This is a genomic window from Microbacterium sp. CFBP9034 (genome assembly GCF_034045255.1).
GTDB lineage: Bacteria > Actinomycetota > Actinomycetes > Actinomycetales > Microbacteriaceae > Microbacterium.
Genome location: NZ_JAXCWC010000002.1, coordinates 510992 through 530524, shown reverse-complemented (window position 1 = coordinate 530524; position 19533 = coordinate 510992). Strand labels below are relative to the sequence as shown.

General features: G+C 70.1%; 14 protein-coding genes. 4 read left to right on the top strand and 10 right to left on the bottom strand.

What is annotated here, in order from left to right; all coding sequences use genetic code 11:
• The first annotated feature begins 344 nt into the window (after nucleotides 1–344).
• Nucleotides 345–1223 carry an endonuclease domain-containing protein gene (locus SOM19_RS13685; RefSeq protein ID WP_320487152.1) on the top strand — a complete coding sequence of 293 codons (879 nt, stop codon included), beginning with the start codon at nucleotides 345–347 and terminating at the stop codon, nucleotides 1221–1223.
• 312 nt (nucleotides 1224–1535) lie between these two features.
• Here the strand turns inward: SOM19_RS13685 and SOM19_RS13680 are convergent, their stop codons facing one another.
• The 7 genes from SOM19_RS13680 to SOM19_RS13650 all read right to left on the bottom strand — a co-directional run bounded on the left by SOM19_RS13680 (nucleotide 1536) and on the right by SOM19_RS13650 (nucleotide 11582).
• Nucleotides 1536–3353 carry an ABC transporter ATP-binding protein gene (locus tag SOM19_RS13680; protein ID WP_320487151.1) on the bottom strand — a complete coding sequence of 606 codons (1818 nt, stop codon included), beginning with the start codon at nucleotides 3351–3353 and terminating at the stop codon, nucleotides 1536–1538.
• Nucleotides 3350–5191, bottom strand: a complete 1842-nt coding sequence (locus SOM19_RS13675; RefSeq protein WP_320487150.1) for an ABC transporter ATP-binding protein — start codon at nucleotides 5189–5191, stop codon at nucleotides 3350–3352. Before SOM19_RS13675 ends, SOM19_RS13680 begins: the two co-directional genes overlap by 4 nt.
• A gap of 376 nt (nucleotides 5192–5567) precedes the next feature.
• Nucleotides 5568–6080: a methylated-DNA--[protein]-cysteine S-methyltransferase gene (locus tag SOM19_RS13670; RefSeq protein ID WP_320487149.1), complete on the bottom strand. Its 513-nt coding sequence runs from the start codon at nucleotides 6078–6080 to the stop codon at nucleotides 5568–5570.
• Nucleotides 6077–7627: a DNA-3-methyladenine glycosylase 2 family protein gene (locus tag SOM19_RS13665; RefSeq protein WP_320487148.1), complete on the bottom strand. Its 1551-nt coding sequence runs from the start codon at nucleotides 7625–7627 to the stop codon at nucleotides 6077–6079. Before SOM19_RS13665 ends, SOM19_RS13670 begins: the two co-directional genes overlap by 4 nt.
• A 182-nt stretch (nucleotides 7628–7809) precedes the next feature.
• On the bottom strand, nucleotides 7810–9414 hold the full coding sequence (purH, locus tag SOM19_RS13660; protein ID WP_320487147.1) for a bifunctional phosphoribosylaminoimidazolecarboxamide formyltransferase/IMP cyclohydrolase: 1605 nt from the start codon (nucleotides 9412–9414) through the stop codon (nucleotides 7810–7812).
• Between the two features lie 20 nt (nucleotides 9415–9434).
• On the bottom strand, nucleotides 9435–10043 hold the full coding sequence (gene purN / locus SOM19_RS13655; RefSeq protein ID WP_320487146.1) for a phosphoribosylglycinamide formyltransferase: 609 nt from the start codon (nucleotides 10041–10043) through the stop codon (nucleotides 9435–9437).
• Nucleotides 10044–10052: 9 nt separating this feature from the next.
• Complete coding sequence (locus SOM19_RS13650; protein ID WP_320487145.1) at nucleotides 10053–11582, bottom strand: cell division protein PerM; 1530 nt, start codon at nucleotides 11580–11582, stop codon at nucleotides 10053–10055.
• A gap of 120 nt (nucleotides 11583–11702) precedes the next feature.
• Between SOM19_RS13650 and SOM19_RS13645 the strand changes: the two genes are divergently transcribed.
• Nucleotides 11703–13172 carry an NCS2 family permease gene (locus SOM19_RS13645; protein WP_320487144.1) on the top strand — a complete coding sequence of 490 codons (1470 nt, stop codon included), beginning with the start codon at nucleotides 11703–11705 and terminating at the stop codon, nucleotides 13170–13172.
• A gap of 45 nt (nucleotides 13173–13217) precedes the next feature.
• Here the strand turns inward: SOM19_RS13645 and SOM19_RS13640 are convergent, their stop codons facing one another.
• The 3 genes from SOM19_RS13640 to sucC all read right to left on the bottom strand — a co-directional run bounded on the left by SOM19_RS13640 (nucleotide 13218) and on the right by sucC (nucleotide 15827).
• Nucleotides 13218–13658, bottom strand: coding sequence for a nitroreductase family deazaflavin-dependent oxidoreductase (locus SOM19_RS13640; RefSeq protein ID WP_320487143.1), 441 nt, complete (start codon nucleotides 13656–13658; stop codon nucleotides 13218–13220).
• A gap of 74 nt (nucleotides 13659–13732) precedes the next feature.
• Nucleotides 13733–14635, bottom strand: coding sequence for a succinate--CoA ligase subunit alpha (gene sucD, locus SOM19_RS13635; protein WP_320487142.1), 903 nt, complete (start codon nucleotides 14633–14635; stop codon nucleotides 13733–13735).
• Between the two features lie 28 nt (nucleotides 14636–14663).
• Nucleotides 14664–15827 (bottom strand): ADP-forming succinate--CoA ligase subunit beta, encoded by a 1164-nt coding sequence (gene sucC / locus SOM19_RS13630; protein ID WP_320487141.1) that lies wholly within the window; start codon nucleotides 15825–15827, stop codon nucleotides 14664–14666.
• A 213-nt stretch (nucleotides 15828–16040) separates the two neighbouring features.
• On the opposite strand from sucC, the gene SOM19_RS13625 reads away from it, so the two are divergent.
• Complete coding sequence (locus SOM19_RS13625) at nucleotides 16041–16724, top strand: TetR family transcriptional regulator (protein WP_320487140.1); 684 nt, start codon at nucleotides 16041–16043, stop codon at nucleotides 16722–16724.
• 71 nt (nucleotides 16725–16795) lie between these two features.
• Nucleotides 16796–19528: a cation-translocating P-type ATPase gene (locus tag SOM19_RS13620; protein WP_320487139.1), complete on the top strand. Its 2733-nt coding sequence runs from the start codon at nucleotides 16796–16798 to the stop codon at nucleotides 19526–19528.
• The last annotated feature ends 5 nt before the right edge of the window (nucleotides 19529–19533 follow it).

Genomic DNA, 19533 nt, shown 5'->3' with positions numbered 1-19533 from the left:
GGAGTCGACCCGCGGAATCGGATGCCGGAGCCCGCAGCATCCGAATCCAAGCTCTCACTCCGAATCTGACTAGCTCAACCCGGGTCGGAGCTCTCGCTGTAGGAGCCCATCCCGTTCCGATCTGGTCACGCGGCCGTTGTCGCGGGATCGGAGTCCACGCTCGCAATCGGACTCGCGCGCCAACCGTGTCCGATTCCATCGGTCCACTCCGAGACCGGCTGGGACCCGCTTCCCCCCCAGCCCGCCACGTGAATACGCCATCCACAGAACCCGCTCGCGCCACCTCTCGCAAGGCAAGTGGCCGAGACACTCGCCTCATGCCGCAGCGCGCACCTCGACGTCGGATGCCTGATCGCTCCCTCCAGGAGTGGCTGGACCAGCTCGGCGGCATCGCCCATCGCAGCGACGCCATCGCGGCCGGCTATCCCCCGAGCGCGGTCCTTCACAGCATCGGCGCCGGGGGCGTGCGCCGGGTGCGCCGGTACTGGCTGGCCACCGCCTCGGCCCCACCGCCGCTGGTGATCGCGGCTCAGGCCACCGGCGTCCTCTCGTGCATCTCGGCCGCTCGTCACCGCGGGTGGTGGCTCCCTCCCGCTGCCGGACACGACAACCGGACGCACATCCGGGTGAAGCCGAATGCTGCGAGCCCTCAGGACGATGTCGTCGTGCACTGGACGCGACAGCTCGTGCCTGTGGGGCCTTTCGCGCTCGTCGAGTCGATCGAGGACAGCCTGCAGCACATCGCGGATTGCACCTCCCTCGAGGCGGCATCCGTGCTGTGGGAGTCGGCTGCCTCGAAAGAACGGCTGTCCGGCGACTACCTGCGCCACGTTTCGTGGACCTCACCGCGTGCTCGCCAGCTCGCGGACTCAGTGCAGGGCCTTGACGACTCCGGCCTGGAGACGATCTTCGTGCGGCGGATCCGTCGCCACGGAGTGACGGTGCGCCAGCAGATCGTGATCGCCGGCCACCCGGTGGATGTACTCATCGGCGAATGGCTCCTCGTGCAGGTGGACGGGTTCGCTCATCATTCGAGCCCCGCCGACCGGCGCCGCGATGCGGAACATGACGCAGAGCTGGCCGCGCGGGGATACACCGTGCTGCGCTTCACGTATGGGCAGATCCTGCATGACTGGCCCACCGTCACGCGAGCCGTGTCGCGGGCGCTGGCCGCCGGGCTGCATAGGCGGTCGCGCCGAGCAACGTTCGCGGAGTCGGAGTAGGACGACGGAATCGGATGCTGCCGGCCGAGGTGTCCGATTCCGGCACTCTCGTCCGAATCCGGGTGCACAGAGGGTTCCGGGCGCGGAGTCCACACGGACCGAGCCGCAGTAACGTGCACGCACTCGCGTGAAGCAGCGTGCACGGATTCGGAGTCGCCAGACAGAATCGGATGCGGCGAGCCGAGGCATCCGATTCCGGGGCAGTTCTCCGAATTGCACGGCGATTCACCGACGCCGCGCACACGCAAGTCGCGGAACGACGGATGCCCCGGCCGCCGCGAAAGGCGGGGCCGGGGCATCCGGAACCCGAGGTCAGACCAGCGACTCGCGCCAGGCCGCGTGCAGCTTGGCGAATCGGCCGTCGCCGCCGATGAGCGTCTCGGGTGCGTCGTCCTCGATGATGCGGCCGTGCTCCATGACGAGCACCCGGTCGGCGATCGCGACCGTCGACAGACGGTGCGCGATGATGATCGCCGTGCGGTCGGCCAGCAGCGTCTGCAGGGCGTCCTGGATCTGGCGCTCGCTCGGGATGTCGAGCGACGCCGTCGCCTCGTCGAGGATCAGCACCGCCGGGTCGGCGAGGAAGGCCCGCGCGAACGAGATCAGCTGACGCTGCCCCGCCGACACCCTGCCGCCTCGCTTGTTGACGTCGGTGGCGTAGCCGTCGGGCAGTGCCTGGATGAAGGCATCCGCTCCCACCGCGCGGGCCGCCGCCTCGATCTCTTCCATCGTCGCGTCGGGCTTTCCGAGAGCGATGTTGTCGGCGACCGTGCCGCTGAACAGGTAGGCCTCCTGGGTGACCATGACGATCGCGCGGCGGAGGTCCTTCGGGTGCAGCGCCCTCAGGTCCACGCCGTCGAGCGTCACCCGGCCCTCGGTGGGGTCGTAGAACCGTGAGACCAGCTTCGCGAGCGTCGACTTGCCCGCACCGGTCGTTCCCACCAGTGCGATGGTCTGGCCGGCCGGGATGTCGAGCGAGAAGTCCGGCAGGATGACGCGGTCCTTGGAGTATCCGAAGAGGACGTCGTGGAACTCGATGTGACCGCGCGCCGCCCACAGGTCGACCGGCCTCGCCGGGTCGGGGACCGTCGGCTCCTCCTCCAGCACGCCCGAGACCTTCTCGAGCGCCGCCGTGGCCGACTGGTACGAGTTCAGGAAGAACGCGACCTCCTGCAGCGGCGCGAAGAAGTTGCGCACGTACAGCACTGCGGCCAGCAGCGTTCCGATGAGGAGCGTTCCGTCGAGCACGCGGTAGCCGCCCCACAGCAGCACGAGGGCGAGCGAGACGGATGCCACGGCCATGAGTCCCGGCTCGAACGTGCCGAACAGGCGGATCGAGCGCATGCTGACGTCGCGGTAGTCGCTGGCCAGTTCGCCGAACTCATCGTCGTTGCGCGGCTCCTTGCGGAAGGCTTTGACCGCGCGGATGCCGGTCATGGTTTCGACGAACTTGACGATCACCTTCGCGCTCACCACCCGCGACTCGCGGTACGCGACCTGCGAGTTCAGGAAGAACCAGCGCATCAGCAGGAACAGCGGGATGCCCATCACCGCGAGGATGACGCCGGACTGCCAGTCCACCAGCAGCAGCATGATCAGGGTGAACCCGCCGTAGAGAAGCCCCGACACGAGCTCGTTGAGACCGCCGTCGAGCAGCTCTCGGATTGAGTCGAGGTCGCTCGTCTGGCGCGAGATGATGCGACCCGACGTGTACGACTCGTGGAACTCGAGGCTGAGGCGCTGCGTGTGAAGGAAGATCCGCTTGCGCAGGTCGAGCATGATCGCCTGAGTCAGCCGCGCCGCCACCACCACGTACCAGCCGATGAGCATGGCACCGGCGATGCCCGTGACGAGGTACACCACGACGATGCCGATCGTCGGCAGCCAGTTCATCTCGTCCACCGCGGCAGGCAGGGCCTGGTTGATCCCGTACGCGATCAGCGCGGGGCCGGCGACGCGGAAGGCCGTGGAGACGACCAGCACGACCCCGGCGAGCCACAGCTGCGCGCGCACCGGCGTGACGAGCGTCCCGAGAAGGCGCAGCGACCTCTTGCGGATCGCCTTGCTCTCGTCGCGAGAGTAGTCGGAGCGGTCTTCGCCGCTGGTGCCGGAGACGGTTGCCGTGCTCACAGGTTCACCTCCCTCTCCCGAAGGCGGGCTTGCTCGACCTCGAGGCTCGAGATCACGTGGCGGTAGTGCTCGCTCTCGCGGAGCAGCTCGGAATGGGTGCCGACGGCCGTGACGCGACCCGCCTCCAGCAGGGCGACACGATCGGCGAGCATGACGGTCGACGGACGGTGCGCGACCACGAGCGCGGTGGTGGCGTGCAGCACCTCGCGCAGCGCGTCCTCGACCAGCGCCTCGGTATCGACGTCGAGCGCCGACAGCGGGTCGTCGAGCACGAGCACCGCCGGGCGAGCCGCCACGGCACGTGCCAGGGCGAGGCGCTGGCGCTGGCCGCCCGACAGCGACAGGCCCTCTTCGCCGATGATCGTGTCGACGCCGTCGGGAAGCTCGTCGACGAAGCCGGCCTGGGCGACGTCGAGGGCTTCGCGCAGGATGGCGTCTGCCTCAGGACTGCCGGGAGCGAGGTCTTCCCGACCGAGCAGGATGTTGTCGCGCACCGACTGCGAGAACAGCGTCGCGTCCTCGAAGGCCATGCCGACGTGGCGCCGCAGCTCGTCGATCGTCAGGTCTCGCACATCCACTCCGTCGAGCGTCACGCGCCCCTGCGTCACGTCGTAGAGGCGTGCCGGAAGGGTGGTGAGAGTGGTCTTGCCGGAACCGGTGAGACCGACCAGCGCCATGGTCTCGCCGGGGCGCAGCGCCAGGTCGATGCCGTCGAGCAGATCGCGTTCGCGGGTCGCGGCATCCTGATACCGGAAGTGCACGCCCTCGAACACGAGCTCGCCGCGCGGGCGGTCGATCGTCTTCGGCGAGGCGGGGTCGACGATCGTGTTCTGCTCGTCGAACACCTCGAAGATGCGGTCGGTCGCCGTGCGCGCGTCGAGCGTGAAGGAGAACAGGAAGCCGATGGACTCCATAGGCCAGCGCAGCACCGTGGCCATGGCGAAGAAGGCGATGAGCTCGGCGGTCTGCAGCTGTCCTACAGCGGTGAGGTAGATGCCGGCGCCGAGGCACAGTGCGAAGGCGACGTCCGGCAGCAGCACCAGCCAGAACCAGATCCAGCCGATCGCGCGGGCCTTGCTCAGCTCGGTCTCGCGCAGCGTCTCGGCCTGCCGGGTGAACTTCTGCAGGGCGTGCTTGCCGCGGCCGAAGGCCTTGAGGACGCGGATGCCGTGGACGCTCTCCTCGACGGAAGTGGCCAGGTCTCCCGCCTGGTCCTGGCTCTGGCGCGCGAGGCTGCCGTAGGTCTTCTCGAACCAGTAGCCCGTGTACCACAGCGGCGCGGATGTGACGAGGAAGATCGCGCCGAGGAGCCAGTGCCAGCGGAACAGCAGCAGCGTGCCGACGGCGACGGTGATCGCGTTGACGAGGAGCATCACGATGCCGAACGCCATCCAGCGGCGCAGCATGCTGATGTCCTGCATCATCCGGCTGAGCAGCTGCCCGGACTGCCAGCGGTCGTGGAACGACACGGGCAGCCGCTGCAGGCGCGAGTAGAAGCTCTGGCGGAGCTCGTACTCCACCTTGGTGGCCGGTCCGACGACGAAGAAGCGACGCAGCCAGACCATGAGGGCCTCGGCCAGGCCGAGGAAGAGGATGGCGACGGAGCCCCAGATCACGAGGGTGAAGTCACCGGAGCTGATCGGGCCCTGGACCATCTGCTCGAGAACGAGCGGGATCGACAGTGCGAGGAGGCTCGCGATGAGCGCGCTGACGGCGCCCAGGGTGAGGCGGGGCAGGACGGGCTTGGCGAACGGCAGGAGCCGCGCGAGCGCTTTCAGAGTGGACTGTTGGGAGCGCGGCGACGGCTCCGATTGCAGAGGCGGGGCAGTGGTGGTCATGATCCTTGAAGGGAGGTGGTGCGGAAGACCCCGTGAGGTCTGGGATTGCGCGAGGCGCGACGGAGCCCCGGTGAAGGGAACGCTCCGGAAGGTGGCGGTATGCCGAAGCCGGCCGAGGCCGGGACTCGCGGGACGAGCGATTACCCCTGAATGCGAGGGCGCTTCGGTCCGGCGGCACGGAGGACGAAGGCGGTCTTCGCAGCGATGGCGACCTGAATCATGGCATCCTCCTGGGTGTGAGCGGACAGGACCGTGCGCTCGCCACCGGGACGGCAGGAGGCGCAACAGCCCTCCAGCCTATACCTGAGAGTTCCCTGGGCGCAACAACCGCTTTCCGCTCCCCCCGGAAATTCCTCCCGGATCGCGACGACCGCGCTCAGCCGAGCAGCGCCGGCACTCCTGACTCCCGCGAGAGCAGACTGCGCTTCACCTCGAGGCCCCAGGCGAAGCCGCCCAGCGCGCCCCCGGTGCGCAGCACCCGGTGGCACGGCACGAAGAGGGCGGGGGCGTTGCGGGCGCAGATGGAGGCCGCCGCGCGCACGGCCGACGGCGACCCGAGCTCCGCGGCGAACTCCGCGTAGGTGAGCGGATGCCCCGGCTCGATGCGGCGCAGAGCCTCCCACCCCGTCCGCTGCATCGGCGTGCCCTGCTGCGACACCGCGACGTCGTCGATGGCCGAGAGGTCGCCGTCGTAGTAGGCGAGCACGGCGGCCGCGGCATCCGTCCGCCCTTCCCGCACGGTCGCGGGTCGATCGGCGGCACGCAGACGGCCGAGGATGCGATCCGCGTCGACGGTCCAGCCAGACACCAGCACGCGCTGATCGTCGTCGCTGAGGATCGTGAAGGCCCCGTCCGGGGTGTCGATCGTCTGGAGGGTTGCGGAGCTCATGCTGTCGCCTTCGTCTCGGGGGTCGTTCGGAGGGGGGATGCCGCTCCCCGCCGTGCGCGCGGCGGTCTCGGCGGCACGGCGCGCCACAGGTGGGCGGTGAGGTAGCTGCGCCAGGGGGCTGTCCGCGCGGTCCACTCGGTGAGCGCGCGAGGCTCGGACGGCAGGCCCACGGCGGCAGCGCCGGCCCGCACCGCGACGTCTCCGGGCAGGAACACGTCGGGGTCGCCCAGCACGCGCATCCGCACGTAGTCGGCGGTCCACGGCCCGATGCCGGGCATCGCGAGGAGCGCGGCCCGCTGATCGGCGCCGTCGTCGCCCGGGGTGAGCGTCAAGGTTCCGTCGGCGAGGGCTGCGGCCGCTCCGACGATCGACCGGATCCGGGCCGCCGGGCCGCGCAGCACTTCGTGACCGCGTTCGGCGATCGCGCTCATCGTCGGGAAGAGGCGCGTGGCGCCGTCGAACCCCTCGACCGTCTCGCCGAGCTCGGCGGTCAGCGCAGAGAGAGCGGTGCGCGCGGCCACGACCGTGATCTGCTGCCCCACCATGGCGCGGATGAGCATCTCGTGGGGGTCGGCCGCACCGGGGACGCGGATGCCGGGGAGTGCCGTCACGAGCGGAGCGAGCTCGGGATGCCGCGACAGGGCGTCGTCGACGGCGAGCGGATCGGCGTCGAGGTCGAAGAGCCGACGCGCACGGGTGACCAGGGTGGAGAGGTCGCCGAGATGCGTGAGGCGGGCACGGAGACGCACCCTGCCGGCGTCGTCGAGGCGCAGCTCGAACCACGCCGGGCCGCCTGCGAGGCGCAGCGTGCGCGCGAATGATCCGGGGCCGGCGACCTCGGCTCCGTCGACGGCTCGGGCGGCCATCCACGCGAACAGGCCGTCGGCGTCGAGCGGCCCGCGGTGCGGCAGCACGAGATCGATCGCACCGGGAACGGGTGCCTCTGCCCGCGAGCCCGCGGCGAGCCGCCGGCGGGCGCGAAGCTCGAGCGGCGTCAGGCCGAACACCTCGCGGACGGTGTCGTTGAACTGGCGCACGCTCGCGAAGCCCGACGAGAACGCGACGTCCGCGGCGGGCAGGTCGGTGCCGACGAGAAGCATGCGCGCGGTCTGGGCGCGGTGCGCGCGACTCAGGGCCAGCGGCCCCGCACCCAGCTCGGCGCTCAGCAGCCGCGTCAGGTGCCGCGGCGAGTAGCCGAGCCGCCGCGCCAGCCCCGGGACGCCCTCGCGCTCGACGACGCCGTCGGCGATGAGGCGCATCGCCCGGCCGGCCGTGTCGCCGCGGAGGTTCCACTGCGGGGAGCCGGGCGCGGCCTCGGGAAGGCACCGCTTGCACGCCCGGTAGCCGGCTTCATGCGCCGCCGCGCTCGTGGGGTAGAACGTGACGTTCGAGGGCTTCGGCGTGCGCGCGGGGCAGCTGGGGCGGCAGTAGATCCGCGTCGAGCTCACCGCCGTCACGAACTGTCCGTCGAAGCGCGTGTCGCGCGAGTCGATGGCGCGGTACCGCTCGTCGAACGTCATCGACGGGTGCGCGGCGATCGAGGTCATGTCCCCTAGCCTGACACGCCCCCCGGACGTCCGCTCGCGGAAATCGGACACGGCGGTGAGGGCATCCCCGTCACCGCCTCGTCGCCCGCGATGCGCGACGGTAGGAGCGTTTCGTCTCGTCGCTGCGCTCCTCGCTCAACGACCGGGGCTGGTCGTTGAGCGAGCGCAGCGAGACGAAACGCCTAGTGGAAGAAGTGGCGCTCGCCCGTGAAGAACATCGTGACGTTCGCGGCGCGAGCGGCCTCGATGACCTCTTCGTCGCGCACGGATCCGCCGGGCTGGATGATCGCCCGGATCCCGGCGTCGATCAGCACCTGAGGCCCGTCGGCGAACGGGAAGAAGGCATCGGATGCCGCGACCGACCCGGCGGCGCGATCGCCGGCGCGCTCGACCGCCAGGCGGCACGAGTCCACTCGGTTCACCTGGCCCATGCCGATGCCGACCGTCGCCGACTGCTTGGCCAGGACGATCGCATTGGATTTGACGGCCCGGCAGGCCTTCCAGGCGAAGATGAGGTTCGTCATGTCGTCGTCGGCCGGACGCTCGCCCGACACCAGCTGCCAGTCCTTGGCGACCGACTCGATGTCGTCGGGGAAGCGGTCGGCGTCCTGCAGCAGCAGGCCGCCCGACACCAGCCGCACGTCCATGCGCTCCTGCTGCCAGTCCGCCGGGAGCTTCAGCACGCGCAGGTTCTTCTTGAGCTTGAACAGCTCGAGCGCCTCGGGCTCGAACTCCGGGGCGACGATCACCTCGGTGAAGATGTCGCGGAGGTTCTCGGCCATCTTGAGCGTGATGGGGCGGTTCGCGGCGATGACGCCGCCGAACGCCGACACCGGGTCGCACTCGTGGGCGCGCAGGTGCGCGCTCGCGATCGGGTCGAGCGCGTTGGGCGCCCCGACGGCGATGCCGCAGGGGTTCGCGTGCTTGATGATCGCCACAGCGGGCTTGACCATGTCGAATGCGGCGCGCAGCGCCGCATCGGCGTCGACGTAGTTGTTGTAGGACATCTCCTTGCCCTGCAGCTGCGTCGCCTGCGCGATGCCGTGGGCGCCGAGGCGCGTGTAGATCGCCGCGCGCTGGTGCGAGTTCTCGCCGTAGCGGAGTGTGGACAGGCGCTCCGCCTTGATGGTGAGGTGCTGAGGGAGGTCGGCGCCGGCGAGCGTCTCCTCGGCGAACCAGGTGGCCACGGCCCGGTCGTACTCGCAGGTGTGGGCGAAGGCGCGGGCGGCCAGGTCGCGGCGCTGCGTGAGCGACGTGCCGCCCTTGCCGAGCGCGCCGATGATCGCCGGGTACGACTCGGGCGAGACGACGATCGCGACGTTGGCGAAGTTCTTGGCCGACGCGCGCACCATGGCGGGCCCGCCGATGTCGATCTGCTCCACGACGTCGTCGCCCTGAGCGCCGGACCGCACGGTCTCGACGAAGGGGTACAGGTTCACCACCACGAGCTCGAACGGCTCGATGCCGAGCTCGGTCAGCTGCTGCAGGTGGTCCTCCAGCCGGAGGTCGGCGAGCAGACCGGCGTGGACCCCGGGGTGGAGGGTCTTCACGCGACCGCCCAGCGATTCGGGGAAGCCCGTCACGCTCGCGACGTCGGTCACCCGGTGGCCGGCGTCGCGGATCGTGGCTGCGGTCGATCCCGTCGAGACGATCTCGACGCCGGCGCCCGCGAGCGCGTCGGCGAGCGTGAGCAGATCGGTCTTGTCGCTCACCGACACCAGGGCGCGACGGATGGGGACGATGTCGCGGTGACGGTACAGGGCGGGGTCGTGGCTGGGGCCGGCCATGGAGGCTCCTCGGTGTCGGGTCAGGAAGCGGGGGCTGCGGCCGCCGAGGCGGCGGCGAGGTCGAGGTCGCCCGTCGCGATGCGACGCACGACGTCGATCAGCAGGCGGCGTTCGACGGGCTTGATGCGGTCGTGGAGCGTGTGCTCATCGTCGCCGGGAAGCACGGGGACGCGCTCCTGGGCGAGGATGGGCCCCGAGTCGACCCCGTTGTCGACGATGATGACGCTGGCGCCGGTCTGCTCGACGCCGGCCGCGAGCGCGTCGCGCACGCCGTGGGCGCCGGGGAACTCGGGCAGGTACGCGGGGTGGGTGTTCACGATGCGGGGCGACCACTGGTCGACGAGCGATGCCGGCAGCAGGCGCATCAGCCCGCTGAGCACCACCAGGTCGGGCTTCCACACGGCCAGCTGCTCGCCGAGCTCGGCGCCCCACTCCTCGCGGGATCCGGACGTGGCCCACGGGACCATGAACGACGGGATGCCGTACTCCTCCGCGTGGGCGAACCCCTCGGCTTCGCGGTCCGCGCCGACGACGACGACCTGCGCCGGGTATCCGGGATCTGCGGCCGCATCGAGCAGTGCACGCAGATTGGACCCTGTGCCCGAGATGAGGACAGCGACCGTGAGCACCCGCCTAGTCTACGGCGTGCCCGGATCGGTGCGTCGGGGGCCCAGATCGAGGGTCTCGGTGAGGTCGGGAGCGGCATCCGTCGTCTCGCTGGGCAGATCCGCCGACACCTCGTCGTCGCCTCGCGCGCCGGGGGCGGGCTCGCGGTCCGGCGCGCTCCGGGGGTGCTCGGTGCGGCCCCGACCCCGCGGGGAGAGGAGGAGGATCGCGGCGCCGACGATGACTTCGAGACCGACGGCGAGCGCCACAGGGCCCGGCTCGGGACCGAAGTGCGCCAGCCGGCCTGGGCCGAGCGAGCCCGATGCCACCGCGGCGAGGAGCGCGGCACCCGCGGCGGAGAGCACGGCGATGCCCAGGGCCACGACCAGTCGTGGTCCGATCGGATCGTCGTCGTGCCCCTCGCCGAGCGCAGTCGGAGGACCCTCGGGCGCGGGTTCGGGCTTGATGACGGGCGCCGACGCGAGCAGCCCGGTGAGTGCGGTCGTGCGGTCGAGGTCGAGCGATTCGGGCGCGAGCGGTGGCGATGGCCTCGTGACCGGAGCCGCTGCGGCGGATGAGGGATGCACGAGGCGGGAGCGGGCGGTCCAGCCGGCGAGCGCGCCCAGGGCGACCGGCACGAGGGCGAGGAGAAGCAGCCAGGGCGTGGTCGACTCCGGGATCGCGCCGAGGAGCGGGATGCCGGGCACGACGCCGACCTGGGTGCCCGCCGCCGACACCGCGGTGCCCTCCCCCACGGTGAAGCCGGGACCGGCCGCGAACGCCATGCCCCAGATCGCGAGGGTGGGCACGTAGACGAGCTGCGCGAGCGTCAGGACCGTCGCGCCGAGGGCGTCGACGTTGCCGGCCTGGAAGAGGGCGACGACCTCGCTGCCGCGCAGCGCGAGACCCACGGCGCTCACGACGGCGCCGAGTCCGATGAGACCGACCACCACCACCGCGGTCCCCCGCGCCACGAGTCCGGGCACGTCGCCCCAGCCGTGCGGCGCCTGCTCGACGCGGTCGCGGACCCGGGCGACGAACCCGCCCCCGGCCTCGCGCCACTCGGTGACGATCGCCGCGCCGGTCGCGGGCAGCGCGAACACGAGCACGGGAACGAGGATCGCCTGCCAGAGCTCGGTGTCGGCGATGAGGTTCTGCCCCGTGAAGGCTGCGATGGCCGCGAGCACGCCGAAGACCGCGGTGCCGCAAGTCACGCCGGTGACCCAGGCGTCGGCCCGCGAGGCGCGCACCCCCGACCGGGCCGCGAAGATCGCGGTGAAGGCGGCGAAGGCGAGCGGGGCGAGCGAGAGGGTGAAGGATGCCGCCGCCGGATCGATGCCGGCGGCCGCCAGGTAGTCGGCCGGGAGCGTGACGGCGAGCGGCACGAGATTGCCGAACTGCCACACCGTGACGGCGACGGGCCACAGCGCCGCCCAGTCCGCGGCGCCGCCCAGCCCGAACACCCACACGAGCGTGAGGGGGGCAAGGGTCGCCGCGATCCCGACGGCCACGGCGATGGCGGCGTCGACGGCGGTGAGGAGGGCGACGATGAGGCGGTGCATGCCCCATCGACCCTACCCACGCGCGAGGAGGCGTCCGTTCGCGGCACGGCCGGTCGCGGCATCCGGATCCGTTGCGATCCCGGGGCGTGCGGGCACTAACGTCGTCTGCGGAGGTCATTCATGAGCACAGCCCCGTCGCCCGCAGTCGACACCACCGAGCCCCCCGAGCCGCGCAACGGCTTGGATCGATTCTTCGAGATCAGCCGGCGAGGCTCGACCGTCGGAACAGAGGTGCGCGGCGGCGTCGTGACCTTCGTGACGATGGCCTACATCGTCATCCTCAACCCGATCATCCTGTCGAGCGGCGTGGACGTCGACGGGAACAGCCTCGGGTTCCCGCAGGTCGCCGCCGTCACGGCGCTCACCGCGGGTGTGATGACGGTGCTGTTCGGCCTCGTCACGCGCCTGCCGTTCGCGTTCGCCGCCGGCCTGGGGATCAACTCCTTCCTGGCCGTGGCCGTCGTCGGGCAGGTGACGTGGCCCGAGGCCATGGGGCTCGTCGTCATCAACGGCCTCATCATCGTTGTGCTGGCGGCCACGGGCCTGCGGCGCATGATCTTCGACGCCGTCCCGATCCAGCTGAAGCTCGCCATCACCGTCGGCATCGGCCTGTTCATCGCCTTCATCGGCTTCGTGGACGCCGGCTTCGTCACCGCGACCGGCGCCTCCTCGCCGCCGGTGGGGCTCGGCATCAACGGGTCGGTCGCGACCGTTCCGACGCTGATCTTCGTCTTCACGCTGCTGCTCACCGGCATCCTGGTCGCCCGCAAGGTGAAGGGCGGCATCCTCATCGGCCTCGTCACCGGCACCGTGGTCGCCGTGGTGGTGGAGGCGATCTGGAACATCGGCCCCAAGTTCACCGATGACGGCGTGAACCCCGGCGGCTGGGGGCTGTCCGTGCCCGAGCTGCCCGCGTCGCTCGTGAGCATCCCCGACCTCTCGCTCATCGGCCAGGTGTCGTTCGGCTCGTTCGAGCGCATCGGCGTGCTGGCGGCGCTGATGCTCGTCTTCACGCTCGTGTTCACCAACTTCTTCGACGCGATGGGCACGATGACCGGCCTCTCGAAGGAAGCCGGCCTGGCCAACGAGAAGGGCGACTTCCCGCGCATCAAGTCGGCGCTGATCGTGGAGGGCGTCGGGGCGGTGGCCGGCGGCTACGCGTCCGCCTCCTCGAACACCGTGTTCATCGAGTCCGGTGCCGGCATCGGCGAAGGCGCGCGCACCGGCTTCGCGAACGTCGTCACGGGCCTGCTGTTCCTCATCGCGATGTTCTTCACGCCGCTCGTGTCGATCGTCCCGAGCGAGGTGGCGGCATCCGCTCTGGTGATCGTCGGTGCGCTCATGATGGCGCAGATCAAGTACATCGACTTCTCGGAGTTCTCGGTGCTGCTGCCGGTGTTCCTCGCGGTCACCGTCATGCCGCTGACCTACTCGATCGCCAACGGCATCGGGGCGGGATTCATCTCGTGGGTCGTCGTGCGATCGCTCTCCGGCAAGGCCAGGGAGATCAGCCCGCTGCTGTGGATCGTCGCGGCCGGGTTCTTCGTGTACTTCGCCCGCGGGCCGGTCGAGGCGCTGCTCGCCGGCTGACGGTCTTTCGAGTGACGGGATGCCGCGGCCGCGGCATCCCGTTTCTCATTCCTCGATCGGCTCGAGGAGGAAGATCGCGATCTGCCGGTCGGTCTTGGCCTGGTAGCTGTCGTAGTCGGGCCAGACCTCGACGGCGCGCGCCCACCATTCGGTGCGCTCGTCGCCGGAGAGCTCGCGCGCGAGGTAGTCGCGCTTGACGGCGCCGTCCTGCAGCTCCACGTGGGTGTTCGCCCGGACGTTCCAGTACCAGTTCGGCGGGTCGGGGTGCCCGCCCTTCGATGCGACGACGAGATAGCGCCCGTCGTGCTCCACGCGCATGAGCGCGGTCTTGCGCAAACCGCCGCTCTTGGCGCCCACCGAGGTCAGCACGATGATCGGGACGCCGCGCAGCGTGTTCGCCTTGGCGCCGTTCGACGCCTCGAACAGCTCGGCCTGCTTGCGGGCCCATTCGGACGTGGACGGCTTGTACTCTCCGGTCAGCGGCATGCCTTCACCGTAATCGTCAACCATGACGAAGGGGGCGGATGCCGCAGCATCCGCCCCCTTCGTCGTTCAGATGTCTACAGCCCGGCGATGATGCCGCGCATGAGGTCGGCGGTCTCGCTCGGGGTCTTTCCGACCTTGACGCCGGCGGCCTCGAGGGCCTCCTTCTTGGCCTGGGCGGTGCCCGCGGAGCCGGAGACGATGGCGCCCGCGTGGCCCATGGTCTTGCCCTCGGGAGCCGTGAATCCGGCGACGTAGCCGACGACCGGCTTGGTCACGTTCGCCTTGATGAAGTCGGCCGCGCGCTCCTCGGCGTCGCCGCCGATCTCGCCGATCATGACGATCGCCTTGGTCTCGGGGTCGGCCTCGAACGCGGCGAGCGCGTCGATGTGCGTGGTGCCGATGACCGGGTCGCCGCCGATGCCGATGGCGGTGGAGAAGCCGATCTCACGGAGCTCGAACATCATCTGGTAGGTCAGCGTGCCCGACTTCGACACGAGACCGATGGGGCCCTTGCCGGTGATGTTGGCAGGCGTGATGCCGACGAGGGACTCGCCCGGCGTGATGATGCCCGGGCAGTTCGGCCCGATGATGCGGGTGGTGTTGCCCTTGGACTGCGCGTAGGCCCAGGCCTCGGCGGTGTCACCGACGGGCACGCCCTCGGTGATGACCACGAGGAGCGGGATCTCGGCGTCGATGGCCTCGACCATCGCGCTCTTGGTGAAGGCCGGGGGCACGAAGGCGATCGACACATCGGCGCCCGTCGCGGCGATGGCCTCGGCGACGGAGGCGAAGACGGGGAGCTCGACGGGCTTGCCGTCGGCGTCGGTGTGCAGCACGGTCGTACCGGCCTTGCGGGCGTTGACGCCGCCGACGACCTGCGTGCCGGCCTTGAGCATGAGCGCGGTGTGCTTGGTGCCCTCGCCGCCCGTGATGCCCTGGACGATGACCTTGGAGTCCTTGTTGAGGAAGATCGACATTTCTCTAGGTTCCTTGTTCTCGGCTGTCTCAGGCGTTGGCGAGCTCGGCGGCCTTGTCGGCGCCCTCGTCCATGGTCTCGGCCAGCGTCACGAGCGGGTGGTTGGCGTCGCGGAGGATCGCGCGGCCCTCTTCGACCTTGTTGCCGTCCAGGCGCACGACGAGCGGCTTGGTCGCGGTGGACCCGAGCTCGGCCAGCGCGCCCACGATGCCCTTGGCGACCGCGTCGCACGCGGTGATGCCGCCGAAGACGTTGACGAACACGCTCTTGACCTGCGGGTCGCCCAGGATGACGTCCAGACCCGCGGCCATGACCTCGGCCGAGGCGCCGCCGCCGATGTCGAGGAAGTTGGCCGGCTTGACGCCGCCGTGGTTCTCTCCGGCGTAGGCCACGACGTCGAGGGTCGACATCACGAGGCCCGCACCGTTGCCGATGACGCCCACCTGGCCGTCGAGCTTGACGTAGTTGAGGTCGTTCTCCTTGGCCTTCGCCTCGAGCGGGTCGGCCGCGTCCTTGTCTTCGAGCAGCGCGTGCCCGGAGTGGCGGAAGTCGGCGTTCTCGTCGAGCGAGACCTTGCCGTCGAGGGCGATGATGTCGCCCTCCTCCGAGAGGATGAGCGGGTTGACCTCGACGAGCGTGGCGTCCTCGCCCGTGTAGACGGCGTAGAGCTTGACGAAGACGTCGCTCACCTTGTCGACGAGCTCAGGCGCGAACCCGGCCGCTTCGGCGATCTCGACGGCCTTCTGCTTGTCGATGCCCTGCAGCGGGTCGACGGCGATGCGCGCGAGCGCCTCGGGGCGCTCGACCGCGAGCTCCTCGATCTCCATACCGCCCTCGACGCTCGCGAGCGAGAGGTAGGCGCGGTTGGCGCGGTCCAGCAGCACCGAGAAGTAGTACTCCTTGTCGATGCGCGCGCCCTGCGCGACCATCACACGCTTGACGACGTGGCCCTTGATGTCGAGGCCGAGGATGGCTTTCGCGGCTTCGTAGGCCTCATCAGGGGTCTTGGCGACCTTCACGCCGCCGGCCTTGCCGCGGCCGCCGGTCTTGACCTGCGCCTTGACGACGACGACTCCGCCGATCTTCTCGGCTGCGGCCCGCACCTCCTCCGGCGTGTCCGCGACGATGCCGGCGAGCACCGGCACCTCGTACTTCTCGAAAAGGTCTCGTGCCTGGTACTCGTACAGATCCACAGTGGAATTCCTTCGCAGGTGGCGAATGGGGGGTGGGATGACGCCTGAAAGCGTCTCGACGTCGAGATATCGACCAGTCGCCCAGCCTACTACCGCCTGCTGAGCGCGCCGACCGCGAACGACGCGCCGGGCCCTTCGGCTGATCGTGCGTGCGACGCATCGTGTCCGCGCCGCCGCAGCCGGGGGCAGCGCGCGGACTAGGCTCTCAGCGAGATGACCGACACCGCCGCCGCTTCCTCCGCCGCACCCCGGGCCGCCGTCGTCGCGGCCGCGCTCGAGCTGTTCGCCCGGCAGGGGTTCGACCAGACGTCTGTGGAGCAGATCGCCCAGGCGGCCGGAGTGTCGCGGTCCACCTTCTTCCGCCAGTTCGGCGGCAAGGACGACGTCGTCTTCGCCGACCACGAGCTGCTGCTCGACCGGCTGCGCGAGTTCCTGGCGGGCGAGCACGCGGATCCGTGGAAGGCCGTGTGCGAGGCATCCGTCCTCGTCTACGCCCATTTCGCCGCGGACCCCGACCTGGCCCGCCGGCGCTACACCGTCGTGCGCCAGGTTCCGGCTCTGCGCGAGCGGGAGATCGTGACCGTGTTCCGCTACGAGCGCCTCTTCGACGAGTACCTGCGCGCGTCGCTGCCGGGTCTGGATCCCCTCGACGCGGTCGGCTTCTCGGCCCTCGTGACGGCGATCCACAACCACGTGCTGCGCCAGCTGCTGCGCGGACCGAAGCGCGTGCCCGTCTCGGTGCTGCGCCGGGCGCTGGACGACGCGCTGCGACGGTTCGGCGTCGACCCCGACGGCGAAGCGCGCGGCGCCGCCGACGACGACCTCATCGTGGCGGTCTTCCCCCGCACCATGCCGAAGGCCGAAGTCGCACGCCGCCTGCGCGAGCGCCTGGACTGACACCGCCGGGCGCGGCTGACGCGCCGAATCTCACCCTCGCCGGACCATGGGGCGGGCGGTATCGTCAAGCCATGAGCACCGTGGAGACGTCACCCCCCACTCCCGCACCTTCCGCGGCGACCTGGTACACCCAGGACCCCGATGCCGTCGTCGCGGCATTGGGGACCGATCGCGAGCGCGGACTGACCCAGGCCGAGGCCGCGCGGCGGCTCGCCGAGCACGGGCCCAACGCGATCGCCGCCGAGAAGGCGCCGTCGCTCTGGCAGGTGTCCCTCGGTCAGCTCGCCGACCCGATGAACGTGATGCTCGTCATCGTCGCGGTCATCAGTCTGCTCATCGGCCAGGTCAGCGTCGGCATCGTCGTCGGCGCGCTGGTGGTCCTGAACGTGTTCCTCGGAGCGAGTCAGGAGATGAAGGCGAAGGCCTCCGTCGACGCCCTGTCGAAGATGCAGATTCCCCAGGCCCGCGTCTTCCGCGACGGGAGCCTCCTGCAGGTCGCCGCCACCGATATCGTGCCGGGTGACATCGTCGCCCTGGAAGCCGGCGACATCGTGCCCGCCGACGGACGCATCCTGCGCTCGGCGACGCTCGAGACGCAGGAGGCCGCGCTCACGGGCGAGAGCGCGCCGATCGCCAAGGACGCCGGCACCATCGCGAATCCCGAGACGACGCTGGGCGACCGGGCGAACATGGCGTTCCAGAACACGCAGGTGACGAGAGGGACCGCCACGGTCGTCATCACCGACACGGGCATGACCACGCAGATGGGGCAGATCGCCTCGATGCTGTCGTCCGTGAAGCAGGCGAAGTCGCCGCTCCAGCGGGAGCTCGATTCACTCACCGGCGTGCTGGGCTGGATCGCCTGGGGCGCGGTCGCCGTCATCGTCATCTTCGGCCTCGTGCGCGATCAGCCGATCGCGTCGGTCATCCTGCTCGGCATCTCCATGGCGATCTCGGCCATCCCGACAGGCATGCCCTCGTTCGTGCAGGCGATGCTCTCGTTCGGCTCCCGCCAGCTCGCCGAGCACAAGGCGATCGTCAAGAACCTCACCGACGTCGAGACGCTCGGCGCAACGAGCGCGATCAACTCCGACAAGACCGGCACGCTCACGATGAACGAGATGACGGTCGAGTCGCTGTACTTCGCGGGCGACTGGTTCACCGTCGGGGGCAGCGGGTACGAGAAGACGGGCGAGATCCGTCAGGTGGCGGGCCAGCCGGTCCCGGACTTCCGGCAGCTCGCGCTGGGGCTGACGCTGTGCAGCGACGCCACGGTGTCGGATGACGGCGCCGTGATCGGCGACCCGACCGAGGCCGCCCTCGTGGTGCTGGCCGCCAAGATGGGCGCCGACTCGGAGCTCACGCGCGCGAAGTACCCCCGTGCGGCCGAGGTGCCCTTCGACTCCGCGTACAAGTTCATGGCGACTTTCCACGAGGTGCCGCAGGAGGGCACGACGCGGCTGATCGCCCTCGTCAAGGGCGGACCGGATGTCGTCCTCGACCGCTGCTCGACGGTGATGACCGCCGACGGCCCGGCGCCGATCGACGCGCAGCTGGAAACGGTGCTCGCGGCGAACCGGAAGCTGTCGGAGCAGGGCCTGCGCGTGCTGGCCTTCGCCGTGCGCCGCTTCGTGCCGGGTACGCCGGTTCCCGTCGACCCGATGGCCGAGGTCAAGGACCTCACGTTCGTCGGGCTCGTCGGCATCATCGACCCGCTGCGCCCCTCTTCCAAGGAAGCGGTGCGCATCGCCCACGAGGCGGGCATCGAGGTGCGCATGATCACCGGCGACCACGCGATCACCGCCGCTGCCATCGGCGCGAAGCTCGGCCTCGGCCCCGGCGCCGCGAGCGGCGCGGACATCCAGGCGATGACCGACGACGAGCTCAAGGCGGCTCTGCCGAACCTCCACGTGTTCGGGCGTGTGACGCCCGAGGACAAGCTCCGGCTCGCCCGCCTCATGCAGGAGATGGGCGACGTCGTCGCGATGACCGGTGACGCCGTCAACGACGCCGCCGCGCTCAAGCAGGCCGACATCGGCGTCGCGATGGGCTCGGGGAGCGAGGTGACGAAGCAGGCGGGCAAGATGATCCTGATCGACGACAACTTCGGGACCCTGGTGACGGCAGTCCAGCTCGGCCGCGGGATCTACGAGAAGATCGTCAGTTACGTCCGCTACCAGATGTCGCAGCTCTTCTCGCTGGTGCTGCTCTTCCTGGTCGCGAGCATCTTCGACATCAACAGCGGCGTCCCGCTGACGCCGATCATGATCCTGTTCCTCAACTTCTTCGTCTCGATCTTCCCGGTGATCGTGATCCTCCTCGATCCGGTGCCCGACGGCATCATGCTCAAACCGCCGCGCGACCCGAAGAAGACGATCGCCAACGGCGGAGCAGTCACCCTGTGGTTCGTCTACGGCGGCGTGCTGTTCCTCATGACGCTGATCCCGCTGCTGATGTTCCCCGAGCTTGCGAGCCCTTCCGAGCCGAACGTCCCGGTGACCATGACGTTCGTGATCGCGGCCTTCGGGGCGATCCTGGGCGGGCTGGCGATGCGACGCGACCCGGACTCCGGTCTCGCCGGGCCGATCCTCACGGCTCTGAAGTGGCTCGCGATTCCGCTGGCGCTCACCGTCGCCGCGGTGGAGATCGGCTTCCTCCAGAAGCTCGTCGGCACGGTGTCGCTGAGCGGGAACGAATGGCTCCTCTGCCTCGGACTGGCGCTCGTCGTGCCGCTCTTCGTCGAGGTCGAGAAGTGGATCCGCCGCCGCCGCATCGCCAAGCGGATTCGGGCCGGGCTGCTCTGATCCCG

Coding starts and splice junctions, on each gene's coding strand:
- SOM19_RS13685 (WP_320487152.1), top strand. CDS start 345: ATGCCTGATCGCTCCCTCCAGGAGTGGCTGGACCAGCTCGGCGGCATC.
- SOM19_RS13675 (WP_320487150.1), bottom strand. CDS start 5,191: ATGACCACCACTGCCCCGCCTCTGCAATCGGAGCCGTCGCCGCGCTCC.
- SOM19_RS13670 (WP_320487149.1), bottom strand. CDS start 6,080: ATGAGCTCCGCAACCCTCCAGACGATCGACACCCCGGACGGGGCCTTC.
- SOM19_RS13665 (WP_320487148.1), bottom strand. CDS start 7,627: ATGACCTCGATCGCCGCGCACCCGTCGATGACGTTCGACGAGCGGTAC.
- purH (WP_320487147.1), bottom strand. CDS start 9,414: ATGGCCGGCCCCAGCCACGACCCCGCCCTGTACCGTCACCGCGACATC.
- SOM19_RS13650 (WP_320487145.1), bottom strand. CDS start 11,582: ATGCACCGCCTCATCGTCGCCCTCCTCACCGCCGTCGACGCCGCCATC.
- SOM19_RS13645 (WP_320487144.1), top strand. CDS start 11,703: ATGAGCACAGCCCCGTCGCCCGCAGTCGACACCACCGAGCCCCCCGAG.
- SOM19_RS13640 (WP_320487143.1), bottom strand. CDS start 13,658: ATGCCGCTGACCGGAGAGTACAAGCCGTCCACGTCCGAATGGGCCCGC.
- sucD (WP_320487142.1), bottom strand. CDS start 14,635: ATGTCGATCTTCCTCAACAAGGACTCCAAGGTCATCGTCCAGGGCATC.
- SOM19_RS13625 (WP_320487140.1), top strand. CDS start 16,041: ATGACCGACACCGCCGCCGCTTCCTCCGCCGCACCCCGGGCCGCCGTC.
- SOM19_RS13620 (WP_320487139.1), top strand. CDS start 16,796: ATGAGCACCGTGGAGACGTCACCCCCCACTCCCGCACCTTCCGCGGCG.